Annotated in this window: 16 protein-coding genes; 1 reads left to right on the forward strand and 15 read right to left on the reverse strand. The window is 50.3% G+C overall.

The features are described from left to right. Positions 1–11 precede the first annotated feature (11 nt). Positions 12–1,343, reverse strand: coding sequence for an APC family permease (locus K0H59_RS18370; protein WP_220053970.1), 1,332 nt, complete (start codon positions 1,341–1,343; stop codon positions 12–14). Between the two features lie 530 nt (positions 1,344–1,873). Between K0H59_RS18370 and K0H59_RS18375 the strand changes: the two genes are divergently transcribed. After that, positions 1,874–2,413 (forward strand): porin family protein, encoded by a 540-nt coding sequence (locus K0H59_RS18375; RefSeq protein WP_220053971.1) that lies wholly within the window; start codon positions 1,874–1,876, stop codon positions 2,411–2,413. 147 nt (positions 2,414–2,560) lie between these two features. Here the strand turns inward: K0H59_RS18375 and K0H59_RS18380 are convergent, their stop codons facing one another. The 14 genes from K0H59_RS18380 to K0H59_RS18445 form a co-directional block, all read right to left on the reverse strand. Continuing rightward, complete coding sequence (locus K0H59_RS18380; protein ID WP_220053972.1) at positions 2,561–2,962, reverse strand: hypothetical protein; 402 nt, start codon at positions 2,960–2,962, stop codon at positions 2,561–2,563. Between the two features lie 168 nt (positions 2,963–3,130). Beyond that, positions 3,131–4,282, reverse strand: coding sequence for an ABC transporter permease (locus tag K0H59_RS18385; RefSeq protein ID WP_220053973.1), 1,152 nt, complete (start codon positions 4,280–4,282; stop codon positions 3,131–3,133). 1 nt (position 4,283) lies between these two features. Next, positions 4,284–5,531: an ABC transporter permease gene (locus tag K0H59_RS18390; RefSeq protein WP_220055637.1), complete on the reverse strand. Its 1,248-nt coding sequence runs from the start codon at positions 5,529–5,531 to the stop codon at positions 4,284–4,286. Positions 5,532–5,584: 53 nt separating this feature from the next. Beyond that, positions 5,585–6,559 carry an HlyD family secretion protein gene (locus K0H59_RS18395; RefSeq protein WP_055648022.1) on the reverse strand — a complete coding sequence of 325 codons (975 nt, stop codon included), beginning with the start codon at positions 6,557–6,559 and terminating at the stop codon, positions 5,585–5,587. Beyond that, complete coding sequence (locus K0H59_RS18400) at positions 6,549–7,970, reverse strand: TolC family protein (RefSeq protein WP_220053974.1); 1,422 nt, start codon at positions 7,968–7,970, stop codon at positions 6,549–6,551. Before K0H59_RS18400 ends, K0H59_RS18395 begins: the two co-directional genes overlap by 11 nt. Positions 7,971–8,080: 110 nt before the next feature. Further along, positions 8,081–9,529, reverse strand: a complete 1,449-nt coding sequence (gene tldD, locus K0H59_RS18405; protein ID WP_041408898.1) for a metalloprotease TldD — start codon at positions 9,527–9,529, stop codon at positions 8,081–8,083. A gap of 109 nt (positions 9,530–9,638) precedes the next feature. Further along, a complete protein-coding gene (locus K0H59_RS18410) occupies positions 9,639–10,487 on the reverse strand; it encodes a carbon-nitrogen hydrolase family protein (RefSeq protein ID WP_220053975.1) in 849 nt (282 codons plus the stop codon). Continuing rightward, entirely contained in the window at positions 10,411–14,664 is a 4,254-nt protein-coding gene (locus tag K0H59_RS18415) for a YhdP family protein (protein ID WP_220053976.1), read from the reverse strand. Before K0H59_RS18415 ends, K0H59_RS18410 begins: the two co-directional genes overlap by 77 nt. Further along, complete coding sequence (rng, locus tag K0H59_RS18420) at positions 14,664–16,130, reverse strand: ribonuclease G (protein WP_049764552.1); 1,467 nt, start codon at positions 16,128–16,130, stop codon at positions 14,664–14,666. Before rng ends, K0H59_RS18415 begins: the two co-directional genes overlap by 1 nt. Positions 16,131–16,307: 177 nt before the next feature. Further along, positions 16,308–16,892, reverse strand: coding sequence for a nucleoside triphosphate pyrophosphatase (locus tag K0H59_RS18425; protein WP_220053977.1), 585 nt, complete (start codon positions 16,890–16,892; stop codon positions 16,308–16,310). Between the two features lie 2 nt (positions 16,893–16,894). Then, positions 16,895–17,383, reverse strand: coding sequence for a rod shape-determining protein MreD (gene mreD, locus K0H59_RS18430; protein WP_011718418.1), 489 nt, complete (start codon positions 17,381–17,383; stop codon positions 16,895–16,897). Next, positions 17,383–18,444, reverse strand: coding sequence for a rod shape-determining protein MreC (gene mreC, locus K0H59_RS18435; RefSeq protein ID WP_220053978.1), 1,062 nt, complete (start codon positions 18,442–18,444; stop codon positions 17,383–17,385). Before mreC ends, mreD begins: the two co-directional genes overlap by 1 nt. A gap of 44 nt (positions 18,445–18,488) precedes the next feature. Further along, positions 18,489–19,538 carry a rod shape-determining protein gene (locus tag K0H59_RS18440; RefSeq protein WP_011624203.1) on the reverse strand — a complete coding sequence of 350 codons (1,050 nt, stop codon included), beginning with the start codon at positions 19,536–19,538 and terminating at the stop codon, positions 18,489–18,491. A gap of 343 nt (positions 19,539–19,881) precedes the next feature. Then, complete coding sequence (locus K0H59_RS18445; protein ID WP_220053979.1) at positions 19,882–23,586, reverse strand: DUF6701 domain-containing protein; 3,705 nt, start codon at positions 23,584–23,586, stop codon at positions 19,882–19,884. Positions 23,587–23,613 lie beyond the last annotated feature (27 nt).

A 23,613-nucleotide genomic window follows, 5' to 3' on the forward strand; every position in this document is an offset into this window, starting at 1 on the left:
CAAATTATTGGCTAATTCTGTAACTCTACCGCCTTGCGTAAACGCAGGCTTCGCAGCGCCAAGTACAAGACCCCAATAGCCGCCCAAATTAAGCCAAGCTCTAGGGACTGAGGCTCAAGGTTAATCCACAGCACGCCAATAGTCGCCGCGCCGCACAAGGGTAAGGCGAAGTACTGAAAGTGGTCTTTCAAGGATTGGTTGCGTTTCTCTTTGATATAAAACTGCACTATTACCGACAGGTTCACAAAGGTAAAGGCCACCAGCGCGCCGAAGTTAACGAGCGCCAGTGCCATTTCGAGGTCGAAGGACACCGCCGAAAGCGCCAGTAATCCCACCAGAATCACGTTAAATGCTGGCGTGCGCCATTTGGGGTGAATATAGCCAAAGCCTTTATTGGGCAGCATATTGTCGCGACCCATCACGTAGAGAATACGTGCCACGCCCGCATGGGCGGCCATGCCCGAGGCCAATACTGCTATTGTGGTTGCCACTAGCACCACTGACTGGAATAAATTGCCGCCCACATACAGGGCAATCTCAGGCAGCACAGCATCTAACTGCTGGAAGCGAGAAATATCCGGGAAAAACAGCTGTAAGAAATAGGACACGCTGACAAAAATCACGCCGCCAATCAAAGCAGTTAGCACGATAGCGCGGGGGATCACCCGCTTAGCGTCCTTGGTTTCTTCACTCAAGGAACTTAAGCCATCGAAGCCTAAGAAAGAGAAACACAGAATGGTCGCGCCAGTAAACAGCGGCGCAAGGCTTATCTCTTCGGAATAGAATGGACGCACACTGGCAATCACACCTTCACCTTCGCCAAGGGACAGACTGTGGGCCATTAAGCCAATGAAAACTAAGATAATGGCTATCTGAGCGAATACGATAACGCCATTAAAATTCGCCACTAAATCTATGCCCCTGAGGTTTAATACCGTCATCACAGCGACTAAACCAAAGATAAAAATCCACGGCTCGACGTTAGGGAACATGGCCGTAAGGTAAATCTTTGCCAGCAGCATATTGATCATCGGCATAAACATATAATCGAGCAGCGATGACCAGCCCACCATAAAGCCGACATTCGGACTAAAGGTTTTTTGCGCATAGGTATAGGCCGAGCCCGCATAGGGATATTTACGCACTAAGTGACCATAGCTAAAGGCGGTAAACAGGATCCCCGCTAACGCGAGCAGGTAAGAGGTGGCCACATGGCCTGAGGTGATCTCGGAGACAATGCCAAAGGTGTCAAACACAGCCATAGGCGTGAGATAGGCTAATCCCATCACCACCACTTGCCACAGACTAAGGCTTTGCTTTAAGCCTGGATTTTGTTGGCTCATATCCAACCTCCTTTTGCAGCAGGTGGAATTGCAAACGCAACAGCTTGATTTACGGCAACTACCGAACATCCGGTAAACAACAGCCCCATTGAATTGTCCTCAGTAAAGTAGGTTCAAACGAACCTCATATCATTTCCGGATGTTTACCGGCCTCAATTGGTTTAAAACCCATACGCTCAAAAAGAAAATAACCGGGATACTGAATACCCCGGTTATTTTTGCGGCGCGCATTCTCCCCCAAAACCGCGTCGAAGACAACCCAATAAGGGCATTAAGTTGCCTATCTGTGTCCTCTGTACGGTAAAGCTGGACTGAGCGGATAAAGGCAGGCATGGAGTGAAACGATTTCGCCCCGAATAAAGCGCGCAAATATTGTACTTATCACTGTGAGACAGCTCCGATTGTCGCGATTTTTGAGACAAAGAGACACGCTGTTATGGGCTTATCCCCTCCGAGGGGTTGCCGTAAAGTATGTTCCATCAACCCGATATTATTTTGATAAAACGACTTAGCAGTCTTAGGAGTCCATGATGAAACTAAATAAAACCATGATGATGGCAGCAGGTGCAGCCTTACTGTGTAGCAGCGTTCAAGCCGTCGAAATCGATTACTTCGCAGGTATGGGTTTAGGTTATCAAGCCGATGAAATTGAAGGTGTGATCAATAAAGATACCGAAGATCTAAGCTACCAAGCCCGCGTTGGTATGCTGATTGAGCAAAACCACCGCATTACCGGTACGTTTGGCTATATGGAAGATAAGTTCAACTTTGCCAACGACAAGTACAAACAGGAACAGTACAGCTGGTTAGTGTCCTATGACTACCTGTTACCCGTGCATAAAGACGTTAATCTGTTCGCCGGGGTCAGCATTGGCGCCAACGACAACAAGGTCTCAGGCAAATCGGCAACCGATTTTGTGTATGGCGGTCAAGTGGGCGTGCAATACAAATGGAGCGAGCATTTCTCATCGGATCTTGGCTACCGTTATTTAGCCCAAGACTATGAAGAAAACGGCAATGAAATTAACAACAGTCAGCAGGTTTATCTCACCTTAGACTACAAGTTCTAACAGTATTTTCTCCCTCATTATTTTCTTGGAGTACCTCGCTTATTTGGGTACTCCCTTTTTTTTTTAAACAGCCTACCGAGTTCGATACAACTATCCGCAAGGGAACACATACAAGATACAGGGGCCAGATAGCGATGTGTGAGATGCTTAGAAGTAAAGGCTTTCGACGATTTTACCGTTAACCAGCATGTCGCATTTATCGCCCGAGCTGGATTTCGTCGCTTGGATCACCCCAGCAATCGCGCCAAATGCGCCACCTTGGCTGCCTAACACTGAACCGAAATAGCATTGGCTAGAGATGGTGTAACCCTTGTATTTACCGCTAAGGTTTTGGGTTGGCGTGTAAGGAGGGAAAGTCCCTTTCATCACTGAGTCGCCATTCACAGACAGTGAAATATTTTTGCGTTCAGTATCGTAGCTACCGCCAAAAACGAGGTTGATACCATCGATTTCAACGGTTTTTTCTTGTGCAACGATGGGAGGTTTAGCGGCGCAGGCGGCCAACAGACAAGAACCCATGGCCAAAGAGAGTAAAGTAATTTTACGCATTTCATCTTCCTTTTGATGCGATAAAAAAATGAAGCAACTGCTTCGAAATTAAACGGCCCCTGTTTAATTTTTTGCCGGACGATTATATCTATATCTGCCTAATATCCAATAACAAATTTAATACAAACGCAAAAATCAGTGTTTTGTCGGTACGAATAACAGCACCGCCTAAGAGGTACTGAGTTCAGCTAATGCCCGCGCACGACGTTTAATCCCTAAAATCGCAAGGCCAAAAAACAGCACAAACAGCCCCCAAAGCTGTAACCATTTTGGCAGCACACTCGCCCAGCTGGCGCCCATTTGGTTCAGCTCTAACATCCCCATAATGGCAGGCACCGCAGGGATAATCTGCGAACCCAGTACCAAAGGCTCGGGGATTAAAGCAATCGGCCAGACAAAGCCTGAGACGAACAGAATCGGCATAGAAATCAGCAGCAATACTTGAGTCGGTAGGTCACGGCGGCTAAACAGGGTGCTCATCGCAACCCCTGCCGCGGCCGTCGCCAATAAAAACGGCAGCAACCAGAGCGCCACTTGGCCAAGACTCGCCTGAATACTCACCTTATACCAGTGGTAGCAATACCCCACATAAAAGCTGGTAAACACCATATAAATCAACATAAAGGCAAGAATGCGGCCACAGACCAATTGCAGCGGCGAAACCTGCTGCCAATAGCTGCGGCTGCGCCACTGACCCGCGCCTAAGATCCCAGTCCCAATCAACAGGGTTTGATGCAGGATAAGTAGGAAGAGTCCAGGCACCACGTAGGGGGTATAACCCAGACTAGGGTTAAAGGCTGGCACGCTGTTTAAGTGCAGCGAATTCAGGTTTTGCTCGGCTTCTTTCGGATTTTTCCCCTGCGCGAGCATCCCAATCAATTGCACTTGTTTGCCCGCATCCATCCCCGCACTGACAAGCCCCTCGGCCACCGCCGAATAAATCAAGAAGTAACTGGCATCGCCGCCGTAGCTTAAGGTCACGCCCTTGCCCAGCAGTAAGTTGCGGCGAAATCCTTCAGGGATCACCAATAAGCCATGGGCCTTACCGGTTTCGATAAAACGCTTCGCCTCGGTGATGGAACCGACTTGGCCTATGACCTGGATTTTAGCACTGGCATCCGCATGGCGAATAAGTTGACGGCTCAGGGAGGAATGATCTAAATCCACCACGATAAGCTGTTGTTCTGTTGGGACTTGGTGCAAGTAAGGTAAGGGATAGAGCACAGAATAAAACAGCACTCCGCCGAATAGGGTCACGGCAATCGCCTTGTCACTCACAATCGCCTTTAATTCTGTCAGCACTAACTGCCATAAATTCATGTTATTGCCCCTTGGCAGGCAGAGGCGCCGCGTGGTATTCCGCCGCTTCAGCCTGAGCTTTTACCGTCATCGGCAGTAATTTAATCGCCAAGAAATAAATCAGCGGCAATAAACCGACAAACCCCCAATAACTACTGAGTTGCTGCGCCAAGGTCGACCAAGTCGCGCCATAGCTCACCACGCTCACATGGGACTCGATATAATGGCTCGATGGCATAATGAGTCGCCACCACTGGGCGAGTTGCGGCATTTCATGGGTGGGGAAAGTGATCCCCATAAAGGCGAAGGCTGGCGCAAACAGCGCAGTACAAAAACTGATGACCCGCGCGCTATCGCGCATCAGCACAAAGATAAACAACACTAGGCTCCACACCGCCAGCAACATAATCAACTGGGCAAACAGCAGCAGCGCTAAACTGCCCGCAAAAGGCAAAGCCAGATACAGATACAACCAAGCGAGGATAAACCCGCCTTGCAGCATCAATATCGGGGTAAACAGCAGGATTTTAGCCAACACCTTAGGCCAAAAATGCTCGGTCAATCGATTGGAGATCCCATCCTCTGACTGCGCGGCATTAAGGTGCAACTCGCGATTTAAGCTGTTGGCCATCACCAACATAGATAATAACTGCCACAACGCGACCAATACCGGCGGCACTAAAAAACCTATGTAGTTGTTATTACGGTTAAACAGCGCGGTCGTTTGGCTCTTTACTGGGCTTAAATTCACCGCCACTTGGGATTTTGGCGTGCCCGTCATCAGTTGCTTAAGGCCTGCGACCTGTAACAGTCCATCGCCTAGACTCAACTGAATTTGACTCGACAGCAGCTTACCCACCAGCAAAAACTGGCTGTTGTAACGCACGTCGATTGTTGGTTTATGGCCAGTGAGTAAATCCTTTTTCATATCATGGGGAAATACCACCACGGCATAAACCTGCGCCTGCTGCATGGCCGCAACGGCCGAAGGGAGATCGGTAAAACTGCGCGGCTCAGTCACAGGGTTGGCTTTGAGTTGACGGGTCAACATTCGGCTCAGCTGGCTATGGTCTTGGTCAACAATCGCCACGGGTAATTGCCGTGGTAGCCCAGCACTAAATAACCACCAGAGACACAAGATGCCCAGCAGCGGGATATAACTGATAAGGGCCAGTTGCCAAGGATCGCGCCATAGCGCCCTAAGCTCGCGCCGCACTAATGCAATGATGCCTGAAGATGCAGGCTGCGCCGCATTCTGAGCCTCATTCAATGACTTAGGCTCGCTCAAATGCGTTTGCTCACTCGGTAACTTGGCCACAATGGTTACTCAGCACTGAGTAGCACAGACATACCGACACGCAGATCGGGGATCGGCGCAGTTGGGCGCAGTTCCACCTCGAAGGTGCGCATATCAAAATCGTGGCCACTTTCGGTTGAACGCCAAGTCGCAAAGTCGCCCATCACACTGATATGAGAGACAGTGAACTCCACGGTTTTATCTAGCGCGGGAATGGTTAATGGCAGTTTGTCGCCCTTTTTAAAGCGTTTTAGCTGATCTTCACGCACTTGGAATACCGCCCAAGCGTCCTGCATGTCGATAAGGCTTACCACTGGGAAGCCGCTCGGGGCTAGCTCTCCCGCTTGCAACAATACTTCGCTGATTTCCCCAGACTTAGGTGCGCGCATTTGGCTGTCGGCCATAATGGCGCTGACTTCTTTCACCGCCCCTTCGGCCATACGAGCGTTACCCGCCGCTGCGGCTTTGGTTTCGACCCGCGCGCCTTCTTCGGCCATTTGATACATGGCTAATGCGGCTTGTTCTGTGTACTTGGCCGCTTGCCATTGGGTAAAGGCTTCATCGCGTTTTTGTCTTGCCGCGACTCCTTCGTTGAAGAGATTTTCCACTCGGGTATAAGTGGTTTTCGCCAGCGTTGCCGCCGCTTGCGCCTTGAGCCATTGTTCCTTAGCCGCCATCACCTCTTGGGTGCGGGCGCCGTTATTCGCCTCCTGTTGCAACGCCTTAGCCGCATCTCGGCCGCCTTCGGCCTGCATCAACTTGGCATCCAATTCAGGACTATGAATGGCAAATAATAAATCACCTTCGCTGACGCTATCGCCACGGCGCACAAGCACTTGCTCTACCCGTCCAGGTACCTTAGAGGATACGTTATATTCACGGGCTTCAATTTGCCCCTGCAACAAGCTCGGCTGCGGGCTGTAAGCCAGTTTGAGCCCATAGGCTAAGATAAGGCCTAATGCGACCAACGCCGTTAGGGCAAGGATTCTGTTAGCGCGCATTGATAGTCTCCTGCGATTGAGCGCCTGTGGCACTGCGACCGATAAATTCATCTAATTGACCACTGATGGCCATTAATCTGGCATAGGCTTGCACATAGCGATAACTGGCACCGAGCTGCTGGGTTTTAACAGCGCTCAGTTTTAATTCGGCATCGACCCTGTCGATAGAAGTCGAAAGCCCTTGGTTAAAGGCGATTTCCCTTAAACGCAGGTTTTCGCTGGCCAGTTCGAGTGAGGTATTCAATGCCTTAACCTCTTCCTCGGCCTGCAATAACTGGCGATAGCTTTGGTCGAGCAACAAACTTAAGTCTTGGCGGGTCTGCGCCTTAGTGTAACGGGCTTGCAGCAAGGCACTCTTAGCCGCTTCCACTTTACCGCTGCGGCCATCGCGGCTCAGCAAGGGCACTTTTACGCCGACACCGACCATCCAGTCCGGCTCCACCTTAGAAAACAAGCTGTCATCTTCATATAAGGTGTAATTACCAAAGAGGAAAACCGTTGGGTGGTATTTGCCTTTCTCTAAGGAAACCAAGCCATTCGCCTGCGCCTCTTTAGCCTCGAGCAGTTTAAGTGCGGGATGCTGACTCAGGGTCACTTGGGTCAAATCCCCCAATGAAGGCGCCTGTGGTAACACAAACAGTGGCGAGTTAGTACTGACATCGCTCAGCTGCAACATGCGCGACAGGGCGATCACAGCCATTTCATGTTGGCGGCGGGCGCTGCCTAAATTGACCTTAGCGTTATCTAAGGCAACTTGAGCATTAAGGCGCTCGACCTTAGCGATTTGCCCTTCGCGCTCCAACGCTAACGCGTGATCAACGTGCTTAGTTAAGGAGGCCACCAGCTCGGTTTGGGTGCTGACGAGGGATTGAGTCACATCGACGGCATAGTACCTATCGACCAACTGAGTGAATAAGTCGCGGGTCGCTAACTGTAATTCCTGTTGCTTCTCGGCCACCATGGCGGCATGAATGCCTTGAGCCGCGGTGATCTGGCCGCCGGTATAAATCGGCCACATAGCCTGTAAGCTGGCGCGGAAAATATCTTGCTCGGTAAAGGGAGTGACAAATAATGAACCCGGAATACTCGCCAAGGCGCCGCCGAGTGCAGGTGGCAAAGTCGCGGGGTCAAGCGAGGCTAAGGGATTGAGATCCCTTAAATCTAATTCAATTGGTTTTTCGAGGTGGGTATAACTGCCATTCAGGCTGAGGGACGGCAGATTTAAACTCTCTCCTGCCTCTTGCTCGCCCTTGGCGCGATTAACCTCTTGGGATTGGGCCTGGAGTTTATCGCTCACCTTAAGCACTTGCTGCCAAGCCTCAGTAAAGCTACTGGGCTGGGCACTAGCCGCTAACGGCAATAGCGAGGGCAAAGGCAATAAACACAGCCATGCCAAACGTGATAGTTTCATTAACACCTCTAGAGTAGTTACTCTAATTTCCTTTGCAAATGATAACATCCATCATGGAAGGCGGCTAGAACCCACCGCCTTAAGTGCAGCCTAGACAGTAAACAAGCGGGTTATGCCGTGCCCCCGACGGTTAAACGGTCAAGTTTGAGGGTCGGTTGACCGACACCCACAGGCACGCTTTGACCATCCTTACCACACACACCAACGCCCTTATCTAGCGCCATGTCGTTACCCACCATGGAAATCTGGCTCATGGCTTCTGGGCCATTACCAATCAGGGTAGCGCCCTTAATTGCTTGAGTCACTTCACCATTTTCAATCAGATAGGCTTCAGAAGCGGAGAACACAAACTTGCCCGAGGTGATATCCACCTGACCGCCACCAAAGTTAGGCGCATAAATGCCCTTCTTCACCGACTTGATGATCTCGCTCGGATCTGACTCGCCCGCTGTCATATAAGTGTTGGTCATGCGAGGCATAGGCAGATGCGCATAGGATTCACGGCGACCATTCCCCGTCGGCGCCACACCCATCAGGCGCGCATTTAATTTATCCTGCATATAGCCTTTAAGAATACCGTCTTCGATTAACACGGTTCTCTGGGTTTGTACGCCTTCATCATCAATGCTCAGTGAGCCACGGCGATTCGCAAGCGTGCCATCGTCCACCACAGTCACGAGCTTCGAAGCCACTTGCTCGCCGACCATGCCACTAAAGGCGCTGCTGCCCTTGCGGTTAAAGTCACCTTCCAGACCATGACCTACGGCCTCGTGCAGTAACACACCCGGCCAACCATTACCGAGCACCACAGGCATCTCTCCGGCTGGCGCATCGATGGCATTGAGGTTGACTTGCGCCTGACGCACCGCTTCACGGGCGAAGGCAAAACACATAGGTAAACCGGTTTCATCCGTCACCATAAACACGCTGTAATCGTGACGACCACCGCCACCGGCGCTGCCACGCTCACGCTTGCCATTTTCTTCTAAAATAACGCTGCAATTAAAGCGCACTAACGGGCGAATATCGGCGGCCAAAGTACCGTCACTGGCGGCAACCAGAATTTCTTCATGCACGCCCGCTAGGCTAATCACCACTTGGATAATGCGGCTGTCGAGGCTGCGGATATAGGCATCGGCCTCTTTCAGCAGGTTGATTTTTTTCACTTCTTCCATGGCGGCGATAGGGTCGAGACTATCGTACAGTGCCAAGGCTTGTTGACGTTTGAAAGCCTGCACCTTGGCCTGCTCACCCGCCCCAGCAATACCGCGCGCCGCCTCGGCCGCAGCGCTTAAAGCCGCTGGCGTAATATCATCGGCATAGGCAAAACCCGTTTTCTCGCCGCTGATGGCACGCACACCGACACCACGTTCGATATGGAAGCTACCATCTTTAATAATGCCATCTTCGAGCACCCAAGATTCGTGGCGACTGCCTTGGAAATAGAGATCGGAAAAATCGACTTTATGTTGATGTATGGTGTTTAAATAACTCTGTAACCCATCTAGGGCTAAGCCACCCTTTAATAAACTTTGCTCTACTTGTGCTAAAAAAGGCATCGCGGTTCTCTCTGAAAGCTTGGCTAAAATTGGCAACTCACTCATTTTTAAAATCACTTAAATTCGCTGTGAGTCTATTTCATCTAAAACTGTTGAAGGCTTAATCTGTTCAAGGCTTAAGGTTCGGTGCAGTAAAGCGATTATGTTGCGCCACGGGCATTTTACTGCGAATGCTGTGCACCTCGGCCACATCGATATCGGCATGCACCCAACCTGTACCGGTTTTCTGCTCGGCAATCACCTCGCCCCAAGGACCTATTACCATGCTCTGCCCCCAAGTCTCGCGACTGCCTTCGTTATGGGCGCCCCATTGGGCGGCGGCTAAAATAAAGCACTGGGTTTCAATGGCTCTGGCCTGTAATAACACCTGCCAATGGGCTTCTCCCGTGACCTTAGTAAAGGCCGAAGGCACGGTAATAATCTCGGCTCCCGCGAGGCGTAGCGCCCTGAATAAGTCCGGAAAGCGTAAATCATAACAGATGGTCAAGCCAATTTTGCCAAAAGGGGTGTCGATGACGCTGATATGATTGCCGGGGCAGAAGGTTTCACTCTCGCGGTATTGCTTAGTGCCGTCGGCGACATCCACATCAAACAGATGCAGTTTATCGTATTGCCCTAAGGTATCACCTTTATCATCAAACAGATAACAACGGCTGTAGACGCGTCCATCCTCCGCCAGCGCGGGGATGGTTCCCGCCACCATATACACGCAGTAACGGGCGGCTAAGGCACTTAAGGCGGATTTTAACGGGCTAAGATGACTGTCGCCCGCATAGGCGAGTTGTTGACTCTCATGCCCACCAAACAGCAGGCTGCATTCTGGCAGCACCACTAAATGCGGGGCATCTTTGTCCCATTGCTGGCGCTCACGGGTTAATTCCTCAAGCTGCGATTCGATAAACAACAGATTCGCGCTGACGTCGCGACTGCTCTGACATTGCAACAGGCTGATGCGCATGACTATCTCCTTGAATTGTGTTTATCGACAATGCCACCTTGGGGCTCACAGGCTTAGGCTGTTCAGGTTCGACTTGGGGCGGCTCCACTGGCTCTACCTTGGGGAGCGTCGGCGCTTGGGGCAACACTTCTTCCTCGACCACTTTTGCTGGTTCCTCTTTAGGTTTATCAGCATCTGGCGCAGGCTGCTCATTGTTTTTTTCAGGCTCGACGGGTGGCGTAGCGTCTTTCTTAGTCGGGGCGCTATTCTTGACGGGCACTGCATCGGTCTTAGGCTCAGCGCCCTCGGTGGGCACAGGCAATTCGCCCCCCACCATAGGCAGAATCGACTCGGGGATTTCAATCTCTTTACTCTTACGCTCGAGCTCTTCCACCACAGGATCGGACATAGTGCCAGTCACTCGGAAGCGGATTTCCGAAATCACCTCAATCACAGGCTCGAGTACTTTGGTCAGTGCAAACGCGCCAAGCCCCAGCGTCCACGCACTGGTACTGAGCAGTACCACGGTCGGCACACTCGACGCCAACTGCGGCACAAAACGGATATCGTAATTTAGGCTTTCGCTGGTGAGGTCCGTATAGCCGCGCACCTTCATATTGCCCGCAATCGCATCCATTTCGGTATCCGTGGTTTTAACCACGCCATTATCGATTTGCAGATTGCCGCTAAAGGAGTTGAAGTACATGCCCTGGCCAAATACATCACTGAAATCTAAGGATAACTTACGCACTAATGAGTCGAGGCTGAACAGGGAGAAAATCCGCGCGCCCTTATCGCTCACCTGGGATAAATGCCCCTTACCCAGCTCAAACTTTACTTTGCCGTTTAAGGTATTGAGGGAGAAAGCATAGGGCGCACCTTGCCACTTAAGCTCGGCATTCACCTTCAAAGGCGCCTCATTCACACCTGGGTCGATGCCCAATTGCTGACTCAAATAATTGAACTGACTGGCGTTTAAACTCACCGTTAATTCTGTTTGGTTTTGACCATTCTGCTGCTGCCAAATGCCGTTGCCCTGTAAGGACACCTCTGGCGTCGTTAACGATAGGGTCTGAATACGATAGCCCAAAGGTTGCGGGCTCGCCTGCAATACCAACTTACCGAAGGCTTTGTCGAAAAAGCGAAAATCTTCCACATTCACGGCAACCGGCGGTAAATTAGTGAGCACCTGATCCGCGGCGAAATCCGCTTCCCCTTCGGGTTTCACTTCGGGGGAGAAATAGAACTTGCTGGCGTTAACTTTTAATCCTTGGGTCATCCAGTTGGGATAAAAATCGACCCAGCCTTCAAACTCGCTGGCCTTGGCATCGAAGCGCCAGCCATGTTCGTTCGGCTTAGCGCTCAATCTAAGCTCGGTCAGTCCTTGGCCTAATAAATCAAACTTGCCGATATTGGCATCTATCCCAACCACCGAGGGGAACAAGGCCGAGTGGCTCGCCTCTTCAACTAAAATACCAGTGCGGGTGGGCTTGTTGTCAGCGCCGACAAAGGCATTAATCACAGGCAGCCAATTGGCGAGCTTGCCACTGGTCACATCAATCTTGATATGCCCAAGCTCGGTATTAGGCACCTCGGCCGCATCGAAGAGTCGGCCCAATAACAAGTCAAAATAGCTAAATTGAGTGCCCTTTTCGGCCTCGAAGCCACCGATAAACTCGGCCTGTTTATCCAGTTTTACCCTTAGCGTTGCCGTTTGCTGATCGCCAGAAAACTCCGCCATTAAGGGTCTAGGTTCATCTTCGGGTTTGGCAAAGGCGCCCGGTAATTTCAAGGTGGCACCAACCAGATCCGAGCCCACATTAGCTTGAATTTGATAGCCTTGATCGTCGAACACCATATTCAAGTTACCACCCCAAGCGACTTTACCTTGGTAAAAATCACTCAAGGGATTTTGCAACTCTTGTGGTAAACGGCTGAGATCCCAGCGGCTCTTCATATCCACATTGAGCGCAAAGTCTTTGCCCTCGGGTTTAGTCGCAAAACTAAATTCGAAGGGCTGATCAAATAGGCGGGATTTAATGCCTTTGCCTTCAACAATCTCATTCGCAAACTGCACTGTGCCCGTCACGGCCTTGAGCTGTAAGCCTGGTTGGGCAATAAAGACGGGCGTGTTATCAAACGCAATTTGACCACGAATATCCTCGGCCTCACCCTCGTACAATGGGATGCTGATATCTAAATTCCCCGTCACCGCGCCCTGCACTTGCACGACACTTAAGGTCTTGCCCACAGTATCGGCGAGCGGTGATGCCTGTAGCACTTGGGTGGCGGCGCTATCATTGGTGGCGAGATCGGCCTGAATTTTTAACAGCGAATGCTCGCCTAATTCGGGGATAAATACATGGGCGCCATCGGCCACCACATTCATCAATTTGCCTTGGTTAACCCAGATATCCATGCGAGCATTTTCAAACAAGGCATCGAGGGAAAGCTCAGTCACCGCAGGCCAATCGGGTTGAAATTGGTACTCGGCGTTGTCTAAGGTAAAGGCCGCTTGGAAGACCCCACTATTATCCTCAAAGGGAAAATGCGCTAGGGCGCCCTGCCATAACACTTGGGCATTTTGGCTCTGGCCCGCCTTGATAGCGCCATCCAAATACTCCACCAGCGCCTCGCCCATGGCTTTGACGGGGAAGTATCTGTCCGCATTGGCGGCATTTTTAACGGCCACATTGGCGGCAAGTGACATACTGGCTTCGGCACTAAAATCCAGTTTTAGGGCGGCAGACACGCCAATATCGTCGTTTTCGAGCTGAACCTCAGGCACAGATAAGGTCGCCCTTTGAGTATCGAAGGCGCCGGTTAACTGAGCGCCATGCAGCACTAAGGGCGCTGAGAACTGATCGCCAAAATCGAGGGTATAGGTCTGTTCAGGCAGCGAAAACACTAAGCTGTCATTCTGCCACTGCAATGCTAAATCTAATGGATTTGTGTTAGGTATGCCTTCAACTTTCTGCCAATGTAATTGCTTGATATGCGTACTGGCGAGCAAGGGTTGCTTAGCGCTTTGATAGAGACGGATCGGCCCAACACTGCCTTCGGGCGCGAGATGGAACCATTGCTCAAGTACGGCTAAATCGACACCCGGAAATAATGGTAAGATTGGAAATAAGGTCGGTAAATCCAAGCGGCTCACATAGGCATAAAAGGCATCATCTTGCTGCTTGGCCGCAAGCTTAAGATCGGGCCAATGCTCCCCATTGGTGACAAAGTTAAGATCGGTGCTGCTGATTTCCCAGCCCGTATCCTTAGGTAACCAACTAATACTGCCAGACTGGATTTCGAACTTTTGCGGTGCATCTTCCATCGACCACTGCAACCAACTGGGTTCGAACTGCACCTGTCCAGCGCTTAAACTGCGGTGGGCAAAATCAAACCACGCCTTAAGATTGACCACCCCTTCTAAGGGTAACTTTTGGCTAGGATCATAGGGATTAGGTTGGCGCGATGCCCATTCCCCCAAATCTAAGGACTGAGCCGCGAGATAGATTTGACCTTTCAGGGTATCTGGCGCAGTTGCGTCGCCCTGAATATCGAGCTGCAAACTGAGGGACTCATTTACCGAAGCATTGTTATCGAGGTAAATTTCCCCCGCACCGCGGTGGCGCTCACCACTATTACGCCAGTTAAGGTGGCGAATATGGATGGGTCGATATTCATGCTGCAAGCTCAACAGTTGCACCGAGGCATCCGTCAGCGAGAAACGTTCGAGCTGCTTTAACAGTAATTTATATAGCCAATCGGTTTGCGCCGTTTGATTGGTCGCGCCCTGCGCTGGAGTGCCCGACAATTTATCGATATCGAGGGCAATATGAACGCCATCAAAATTCACATCTTCGATGCGCGGGCTGGTCGTTAGCAGCGATTGCCAAAAATCCAATTTAATTTGGACGTTCTTAACCAGCACGGTAACGGGGAGTTTTTCCTGCGGTGGGATCACCAGATTATCGACCGTCACGGCTGGGCCAAAGGCCTGCCACTGGGCGGATAACTCACCGACCTGCACATCAATTTGATATTCGCTTTTTACATACTCAACTAACTGCTGACGCACGCCGTCGACTTGGGGCAATAATCCGCGGATCAAGCTTACCGTCAGGGCGAACAAGACTAAGATCAGCGCCAGTAATTGCCAGCAAAAACGGCTGAGTTTTTTCGCAGTAAAAAGCGTTGCCACTACATCATCACCACGTCGTATTTGTGCTGGGAATACATGGGCTCATTTTGCAGGCGAATGCGTTTACCTATGTAGACCTCAAGCTCGGCGACCAGATGACTTTCATCGCCACTTAGGCTGTTATACACAGCGGGCGAGCAGTAAAGCAAAAATTCATCGGCATCATAGGCTCGATTCAAGCGAATGATTTCACGGAAGATTTCATAAGAAACCGTTTCAACCGTCTTCATGCTGCCCGTGCTCTGACAGGCTGGGCATTCGCCGCACAGCACATGCTCTAAGCTTTCGCGGGTGCGCTTACGGGTCATTTCGACTAAGCCAAGACCCGAGAAGCCACTGACATTCGTCTTAACTCTGTCCTTGGCGAGTGCGCTATTTAAGCTATTGAGTACCCGAGTTTTATGCTCGTCGCTCAGCATATCGATAAAGTCGATAATGATGATGCCGCCGAGGTTACGTAGCCGCAGCTGCCGCGCAATCGCTTGGGTAGCTTCGAGGTTAGTGTTGAAGATGGTTTCTTCAAGATTACGGTGGCCGACAAAGGCACCAGTGTTGATATCGACCGTGGTCATGGCCTCGGTCTGATCAATAATCAGATAGCCACCCGATTTGAGTTCGACCTTGCGACCCAGGGCGCGCTGGATTTCATTCTCCACATCATAGAGGTCGAAAATCGGTGCAGGACCGGAATAGTGCTCAATCTTGTCGGCGATTTCCGGCATAAACTCTTGGGCGAAGGCTTGCAGCTCGGCAAAGGTGCGGCGCGAATCGACTTGAATTCTATCTAATTCGGTTCCGACAAAGTCGCGCACAATGCGCACTGGCAGGGCGAGGTCTTGATACAAGAGTGCCACGCCACGGCGCTGACGCCGCTCGGAGACCTTAGACCACACCCTGCGCAGAAAGGCCGCATCCTGAGCAAGCTCATCTTCACCCACGCCTTCGGCGGCGGTGCGAATAATAAAGCCGCCGTCTTCATCGACGAAAGGCAGAGTGATTTTCTTAAGACGACTGCGCTCTTCTTCCTGCTCAATCCGCTGGGATACCCCGACATGGCTTGAGCCAGGCATAAACACCAGATAACGGGAAGGCAAGGTGATATCAGTGGTCAGGCGCGCACCTTTAGTGCCGAGCGGATCTTTTACCACCTGCACCATAATATCTTGCCCTTGGCGAACCAACTCGGCGATATCACGGACCACAAAATGGCCTTTTTCCACATCGGCTACGCATTCGGTGTGCGGCACTATGTCGGAGGCATGTAAAAACGCGGCTTTATCTAAGCCAATATCCACAAAAGCGGCTTGCATGCCGGGCAACACACGGCTGATTTTGCCCTTGTAAATATTGCCCACCAGACCGCGCTTCATGCGCCTTTCGATATGGACTTCTTGCAGCACGCCATGCTCAACCAGAGCCACACGTGCCTCAGATGGGGTTACGTTAATCAGTAATTCTGAACCCATCTTGCGCTGAACTTTATTCGGATTTAAGCGACCGGTATTCACGACTCACCCCATTAGGGAAATTAAATTAATCTCAGTATGTTTGAAGCCTGAAAACCAATATCACAGATGTTTGTCTTGCGGATACTCAACTAAGGCCTAGTATTGCTCCCGTTAGCGAGCCGCTCAATCCTCCGATTAGCGTATTCCAGCCTCGGATAACAGCTCACGTGTCTCCACTAAGGGCAAGCCCACAACGCAGGAGTAACTCCCTTCAATAGATTCGACAAAACAACCGCCCAAACCTTGGATCCCATAGCTGCCCGCCTTATCCATTGGCTCCTTTGAGGCAACGTAGGCATCGATATCCGCGTCCGACAGTGCGCAAAAACGCACTAAGGTTTCTACCAAACGCACTGAGGTATGCTCTGTCTTGGCTAAGGCAACTGCTGTCATCACTGTGTGCGCCTTGCCAGAAAGTGCCCGCAGTACCCGCTTGGCATCGGCCTCATCTACAGGCTTACCTAATATTTCGTTTTCAAGCACCACGATAGTATCAGAACCTAATACAGCAGGCTGTGACATGCCTGAGCATAATGCAAGCCCTGCCTGGGCTTTTTCGGCTGCGAGGCGCTGTACATAGTCGCGTGGTAACTCAGCAGCCCTCGGGGTTTCGTCGATATCCGGCGCCACTTGAGTAAAACGAAACTCGGCGCGGCCTAAACCAATATGAGTCAATAACTCTTTACGGCGCGGCGAGGTTGAGGCTAAGACTAAATTCACGACTAACGCACCTTATAATGACGTCGAATTCGACGCAAAATCCAAAAAATCCACGGCCAAAACACTAGGCCCGATAACGCGGGTAAAAACAGATCCGTATGGAACTTAGCGCCATCCATCACAAACTCGACCCAATAGATAATCAGGTGATAGATAACGATCAGCACCATCACTACCAGCGCCTGTTGCCACTTAGGGAAGTTACGCAAACGCTGGCAGTGCAAAATCGCCATATAAATCACTAACGACATGGCGAGCGAACGCACACCTAAGGTGGCGCCAAGCAGAATATCGAGGGCCAATCCCATCAGCCAAGCCGTGAGAATGTTATATCTGTGGGGCAACGCAATCGACCAGTAGATCAGGATCATCAATAACCAGTCAGGGCGCCAAGCTTCGACAATCGAAGGCAGCGGCATAATCTGACTTAACAGCCCGACAAATAGGGTCAGCCATACTACGAGTCTGCCATTTGCAGCTTGTAAACTCATTAGTGCACCTCGGCTGGCGGTTGAGTGGTAGCAGCGTTCGATGCACCATTGGCATTGCTTGGCGCCGCAGCGGCGTTCGGCGCGGTCGTATTAGGTACAGTGCTATTAGGTGCTGCGGTACTAGGCACGGTTGCATTAGAAGTCGTGCCTTGAGGATTCGCATTGCCATTACCCGCATCGGGTTTAGCCTCTTCCGCAGGATGATCCGCAGCTGGCACAGGAATTTGATTTGGCAAAGTCACGCCAGAATCTGGGGATGGCCAAATCAACAGCAGATAACGAATCCTATCGAGCGCCGCTAACGGTTGAGCCGTGACACGCGCATAACTCTGACCGTCTTCGGTTAAGACTTCCATGACCCGCGCCACCGGATAACCTTCGGGGAAGCGATTGCCAAGGCCTGAAGTCACTAATAAATCGCCCACCCGAATATCAGTACTCTTGGCCACATGGCGCAGTTCTATCTCATCGAGTTCACCAGTACCGTTAGCGACTAAACGCACATCGTTACGGGTGATTCGCACGGGTAAACCGTGGGACACATCGGAGAGCAAGAGCACGCGGCTAGTCATCTCACTGACCTGTACAACTTGGCCGACGACGCCCTGGGCATCAACAACGGGTTGACCAACAAACACCCCACTGCGCGAGCCGTGATTGAGTACCACATAATGGTGGGAAGGATCGCTAGCCACCTCCATCACTTCGGCCACCATCTTGCGGGAATCCTGATAGGCAGGCGACCCCAACAGAGCGCGTAAACGCTCGTTTTCTTGACGTAGGTGTTCGAAGCGCTGCAGACGCTCACTCATTAATAACTGTTGCCTTAACAGCTCTTTATTTTGCAACGCCAGCATATTGCGGGTAGCAAAACTCTCCGATGACCAATCGAGGATCGCACTGGGCACACTCGCAAGGTATTGGATGGGGCTTAAGGCAGATGAAAGGGATTCACGGGCAGGATCGAGACGGTGATTTGCGGCGAGCAAAATCACTGACAAGATAATTGCCAGTGTTAAACGGAACTGGTTCGAAATACCACGAACAAAAATAGGCTTCATAGGAAAGCTAAGGCGGTGATTAACCGCCCCACACCGAAGTTAGATTAGGTTTCTTCGGAGAACAGATCGCCGCCGTGCATATCAATCATTTCGAGGGCTTTACCACCACCACGCGCTACGCAGGTCAGAGGATCGTCCGCCACCATGACTGGAATTCCAGTTTCTTGCATCAATAAACGGTCTAAATCACGCAGTAAAGCACCACCACCGGTTAATACCATGCCGCGCTCAGAGATATCAGACGCTAATTCCGGTGGCGATTGCTCTAATGCCACCATGACAGCACTCACAATGCCAGACAATGGCTCTTGCAGTGCTTCTAAAATTTCGTTGCTGTTCAGCGTGAAGCTACGAGGTACACCTTCGGCCAAGTTACGACCACGGACTTCAATCTCTAATACTTCATCGCCAGGGTAAGCAGTACCGATAGTGTGCTTGATGCGCTCAGCCGTTGCTTCACCAATCAAGCTGCCGTAGTTACGACGTACATAGTTGATGATGGCATCATCAAACTTGTCACCGCCGATACGTACAGAAGAGGAATACACCACACCGTTCAAGGAGATAATGGCCACTTCAGTGGTACCACCACCGATGTCCACAACCATAGAACCTGTGGCTTCAGATACAGGTAAACCCGCACCAATTGCTGCGGCCATTGGCTCTTCAATCAAATAGACTTCACGGGCACCTGCACCCATGGCTGACTCACGAATCGCACGGCGTTCAACTTGGGTTGCGCCAACAGGAACACAGACTAAAACGCGTGGGCTTGGACGAAAAAAGCTGTTGTTATGCACTTGCTTAATAAAGTGCTGCAACATTTTCTCTGTCACATAAAAGTCGGCAATCACACCGTCTTTCATCGGACGGATTGCTTGGATATTGCCTGGGGTACGGCCTAACATTTGTTTGGCTTCTGTACCGACAGCAGCAACAGACTTCTGACCAGAACTACTACGTTCACCACGTATAGCAACAACAGAAGGCTCATTGAGGACTATGCCTTCATCACGAACATAAATTAAGGTGTTAGCTGTACCCAAATCGATCGATAGATCATTAGAAAAAATGCCACGCAGCTTCTTGAACATGTAACTAGCCTGTATTCTGTGGAGTCAGAAGAAAAGAAAAATCAGCTAACTTTATCAATGCCACCCTGATTCCACAAGACCGTTGAGGTTAACAATCGCTAATGGAGTGATTTTTTTTCAAATGTGCCGCTCAAAAACACTATTTAATCGAAAAAAGCGCTTTATCGGTGAAAAATCCAACAGTTAAAAACCACTCTCAATACAAGTTTGCAACATTAGTAAAACCTGTTACTTGCATTTTTGCCCTCGAGTGCTGCATCACAACCTAGTGAGTAAAATAAGTCAGCAGCGATAAATCACCACTGACTCATTCCAATTCAGCAAAATCAAACTGAAAACTGCCTTAATTGACTTCTCGCCAGTAGATGATTCTGTCATGGCCACGGTAACGACCAAAAAATGCACTCGCACGTGGATCGGATAAGTTGGTTGGGGAGACCCCATTCCAGTTCCAATACCATTCTAACCAGGTCGGTACATCTAAAGGCGCGGTGACTTGGCCGCGATATAAATTGCCACTCGAGGTGATCGCTCGCCACAGCAAATCAAATTGTCCCGCTTGAAAAGCCGATGAAGCGCCGGAGCGATTAATGCTCTGCCCTGTGGTCAAATCCGGGTCAAAGTGATAGCCTAAGGCTGCATTATCCACCTGCGACGCAAGGCCATAGGTAGCAATCGTACAGCTATCATCGCCATTTAATACCCAATTAGCCCCATTCCAATATTCGGCTCGGGTCGGCATCCTGAGGATTTCGGTCTCTGGACCATAGGTATTGTCCATCACCACCCTGCCGTGGCGCAGGATCTGTGTGGAGATTTTCTTGGCATTACAGTTAGCGCAATTGCCCGTGGTTGCCGCATCCATATCAGGCGATGCCACATAGCTAAAAAGTCCATTTGGCCGAGGATCGTTATCCATCAACTGCACGCCAATATCGAACAGCTCGAAGGGACCGTCTTGATACAGATTCGTCGTCACATTCGGGGTTACTCGGTTTAAAACAGCGCGGTAAGCGCCATCGACCGTCGCCACACCTTGAACCCAACTCGCCGCGTTGACGGGCAAGGCACTTAAGCGACTCTGTAAGTCGATACCATTGTTATTGTTCTCTCCCACCAATTTCGCGGTCGCGAGGGAAAATGGTGGGAAATAGTTCTGCGTCACCGCGCCGCCGATATTTAAGGCTTTGAGGCTCATCGACATAGGGAAGGGTTGATCCATATAGCTAAAACTGCCGCAGGCGGGTAAGACGGAAATATCGCCCACTAAAAATCTGTCGGGCACAAAGCGGCCAATATTAGTTGAATAGCCAATCGGAATATTTAAGCTGCTGGCCGCCCCGAGATAATTTGGGCTCGCCTGCGCCGCGATTTGGAACACCCCCACTTCGCTAATCGTTTGATTAGTGATGCTATTAAGGTTATTGGCTTGGATTGCATGACTATAGGATGCCACACCTAATGCGCCATCATGGCCGCCACTGGCCATGTTTGGCGCAACAACCTTACTGGTTAGTGTCATGGCTTGGTCGCTAAAGTTAGGCGTAGATACGTTCCCCGAACAAAAGTCCGTATCGCCGTCCTTTTCCCAAGCCATAGCTTGGACCGTCATACCGAAATTCTGCCCCGCTTTACGGTAGGCATTACAGCTCATATCTGCACTTGGGCAACTGGCGCTGGCGTCCACGGGTTTGACGCACAACCCCGCAGGCACACTGACAAATTGGTCCGAGCCCGTCATCACTAAGCCTTGCTCGTTGCCACTGCCGATATATTGGGCGTCGAGTTGTAATTTGCCCGCATCGGGATAATTCACTGAAATGCTTGCCTGCCCATTAGTATCAAACACCAGATTCAACGCCGTTGGCGAGGCGCTTGAACTACCAATGGCTGTATTATTGATTGTGACGGCTTTTGGCGAGATAGGCGCACTCGGGGTGTGATAACTGCTCCAGAAATTCAAGGTCTTAGTCTGGCTCTGGAAGCTTGGAACACACTGCTGAGTCACATCGGATTTTTTCACCGCTTTGACTAACACTTGCTCGGGACGATTTGCACGCTTATCGGGCACATCGAAAACAAAACCACTGTCAGCGAAGGTAAGTGAACAATTGTTTTCACTCAGGCCCCCATTCCCAATACGGCAAAGGGTTTTACTTAAAGGCTTGGTTGTCGGGCTCGACCCTTTCACCCCCAAGGTCACAACGCCCGGGGTGTTACGTCTTAGCTGCAATTGGGTACTGCCATTGCTAAAGCTCACCTGATTGCCGCCAATCCAGATGCCTTCGGAGGCGGATTCGGGTAACAAGGTCGCAGCTAAAGGATCGGTAAAAAGCTGGCTACAACTGGTGTTGGCGCAGGCTCGAATCGTCACCGTTTCGGGATTACAGGTTAATCCCTGCCCCGTATGGTCAAACTCAAAATGATCGATTTGTGCGCCAACGGGATTCGACCTCAAGGCACAAATTTGAACGTTATCAATTTCATGATTGTTATTCGAGCCCCCGGTTGACCCGGTAAGCGACAACAAGAAATCACTGGGTATCGCCGCTTGTCCTTGTTCATTGATGGCATCAAAGGCAGGGATTAAGGTAACAAATCCAGAACCCGTATTACGCTCAACCTTCACTATCGACTGACCGGATACCTGCGAGTCGATAGTGATTTTATAACGGTGCGCAGGTGAGACATTATTGCCATCGACCGTGGGAGATAAACAGTTACCACTGGTATTGCTGGTGCCGTTATTACAAGTGCCGCGTAAATAATTATACCCTGATGTGCCGACACCGGAGCCTCGTACCGCAACCGACTGACGACGTTGCCCTGAAAGATTAACCCTTCCACCTTCCCCGGAGAAGTTACCAAATTCATCGATCCCGATACCCAACCACCCCCCAGCAAAACCGTTGATGCCGGGTTTAAAGCCATAGCCTAAAGGCCCACCAAAGGCGCCTGGCTGTGGCGTGATAGCTGCATCTGATAACACCAGCGCGATACCATCGGCGCCATTGCCACCATAGGCATAGTGATCAAATTGGATCTCAACTAAGTTATTGGCAGCGGGGAATAATCTTTGATAGGTCGAGGCTGTAGATTGATTGGATTTTGCCTCGGTTAAGCGCATACGACCGCTAACAATGGCAGGAGTAAAAGTACCGCTACTGCGGGAAACCACCCAATCGTTACTTAAGGCACTCTGGGAGAAATTATCATTAAAACACTGCAAAACTGGGGCAGGATTACAATTTGGAACAACATCGATATTGGAAGCATTACCATCAAATCTAATACTACTGTTTCCGGCTAAGCTGATATTTCTCGCCGTAAGTGCGCCTTCTAAATATGAACTGCCATCAAGTACCGCATTCCCTTCTGCTACAACGTAAGATTTGAGTGAAGCGCCACCATTAAGGGTAAAGTTTGAGTAACTATAAATGAGGAAATTTTCAGGTTGCCCAACAGTATTTAGATTATAGTGCCGGTAATTGTTTTTAATAAAAAATGACACTGTACCTGTTGAAGGAAATACCAAAGTTACACCATCGTTAATAGACAGGGTCTCAATCCAATATTGCCCTGCCGCAAGTTCGATTCGACCAGATGAGGCAGTAAGAGACTTTATTTTGTATATGCCATTGTTACTAATAAAACGAATCGTTTTATCGGAGCCACCATCCAACAGAACACTATTATAATCACCTGCCACAATATCAATTTGTTTATTATTCCATGTTGGAGGACCAACATTGACAGTGCTAGTTGATTGGCACTGGGCAAAATCAATTCGAGTTGAGGGCAGTTCTGCAAGGTAATTACCCGCAGTACATTTGCGCGTAGTACCATTTGAACGCACACATAATCTAGCTGTGGAGTCACCATATTGATAGTAATTGTATGTTGGTAATGCCGCGGAGCTTGGGGCGTTGTATAAATAAGAAGTATCAAAAACGATTGCCCCGTTAGTACTGTAGTTATTAACTCCTTGATTAAATGTACTGCTCCAGTCTGCTTTAACAGAAAAGCCCAACAGTGAAACACTTACCATCAGATAAAGACTTAATGAAATAACATT

Source organism: Shewanella sp. FJAT-51649, from assembly GCF_019457435.1.
In the GTDB taxonomy this organism is placed as follows: Bacteria; Pseudomonadota; Gammaproteobacteria; order Enterobacterales; family Shewanellaceae; genus Shewanella; species Shewanella mangrovisoli.

Bases quoted from the DNA above. Each gene is read 5' to 3' on its own strand.
- K0H59_RS18370 (WP_220053970.1), bottom strand. From the start codon at position 1,343: ATGAGCCAACAAAATCCAGGCTTAAAGCAAAGCCTTAGTCTGTGGCAA.
- K0H59_RS18375 (WP_220053971.1), top strand. From the start codon at position 1,874: ATGAAACTAAATAAAACCATGATGATGGCAGCAGGTGCAGCCTTACTG.
- K0H59_RS18380 (WP_220053972.1), bottom strand. From the start codon at position 2,962: ATGCGTAAAATTACTTTACTCTCTTTGGCCATGGGTTCTTGTCTGTTG.
- K0H59_RS18385 (WP_220053973.1), bottom strand. From the start codon at position 4,282: ATGAATTTATGGCAGTTAGTGCTGACAGAATTAAAGGCGATTGTGAGT.
- K0H59_RS18395 (WP_055648022.1), bottom strand. From the start codon at position 6,559: ATGCGCGCTAACAGAATCCTTGCCCTAACGGCGTTGGTCGCATTAGGC.
- K0H59_RS18400 (WP_220053974.1), bottom strand. From the start codon at position 7,970: ATGAAACTATCACGTTTGGCATGGCTGTGTTTATTGCCTTTGCCCTCG.
- tldD (WP_041408898.1), bottom strand. From the start codon at position 9,529: ATGCCTTTTTTAGCACAAGTAGAGCAAAGTTTATTAAAGGGTGGCTTA.
- K0H59_RS18410 (WP_220053975.1), bottom strand. From the start codon at position 10,487: ATGCGCATCAGCCTGTTGCAATGTCAGAGCAGTCGCGACGTCAGCGCG.
- rng (WP_049764552.1), bottom strand. From the start codon at position 16,130: ATGGGTTCAGAATTACTGATTAACGTAACCCCATCTGAGGCACGTGTG.
- mreD (WP_011718418.1), bottom strand. From the start codon at position 17,383: ATGAGTTTACAAGCTGCAAATGGCAGACTCGTAGTATGGCTGACCCTA.
- mreC (WP_220053978.1), bottom strand. From the start codon at position 18,444: ATGAAGCCTATTTTTGTTCGTGGTATTTCGAACCAGTTCCGTTTAACA.
- K0H59_RS18440 (WP_011624203.1), bottom strand. From the start codon at position 19,538: ATGTTCAAGAAGCTGCGTGGCATTTTTTCTAATGATCTATCGATCGAT.
- K0H59_RS18445 (WP_220053979.1), bottom strand. From the start codon at position 23,586: ATGGTAAGTGTTTCACTGTTGGGCTTTTCTGTTAAAGCAGACTGGAGC.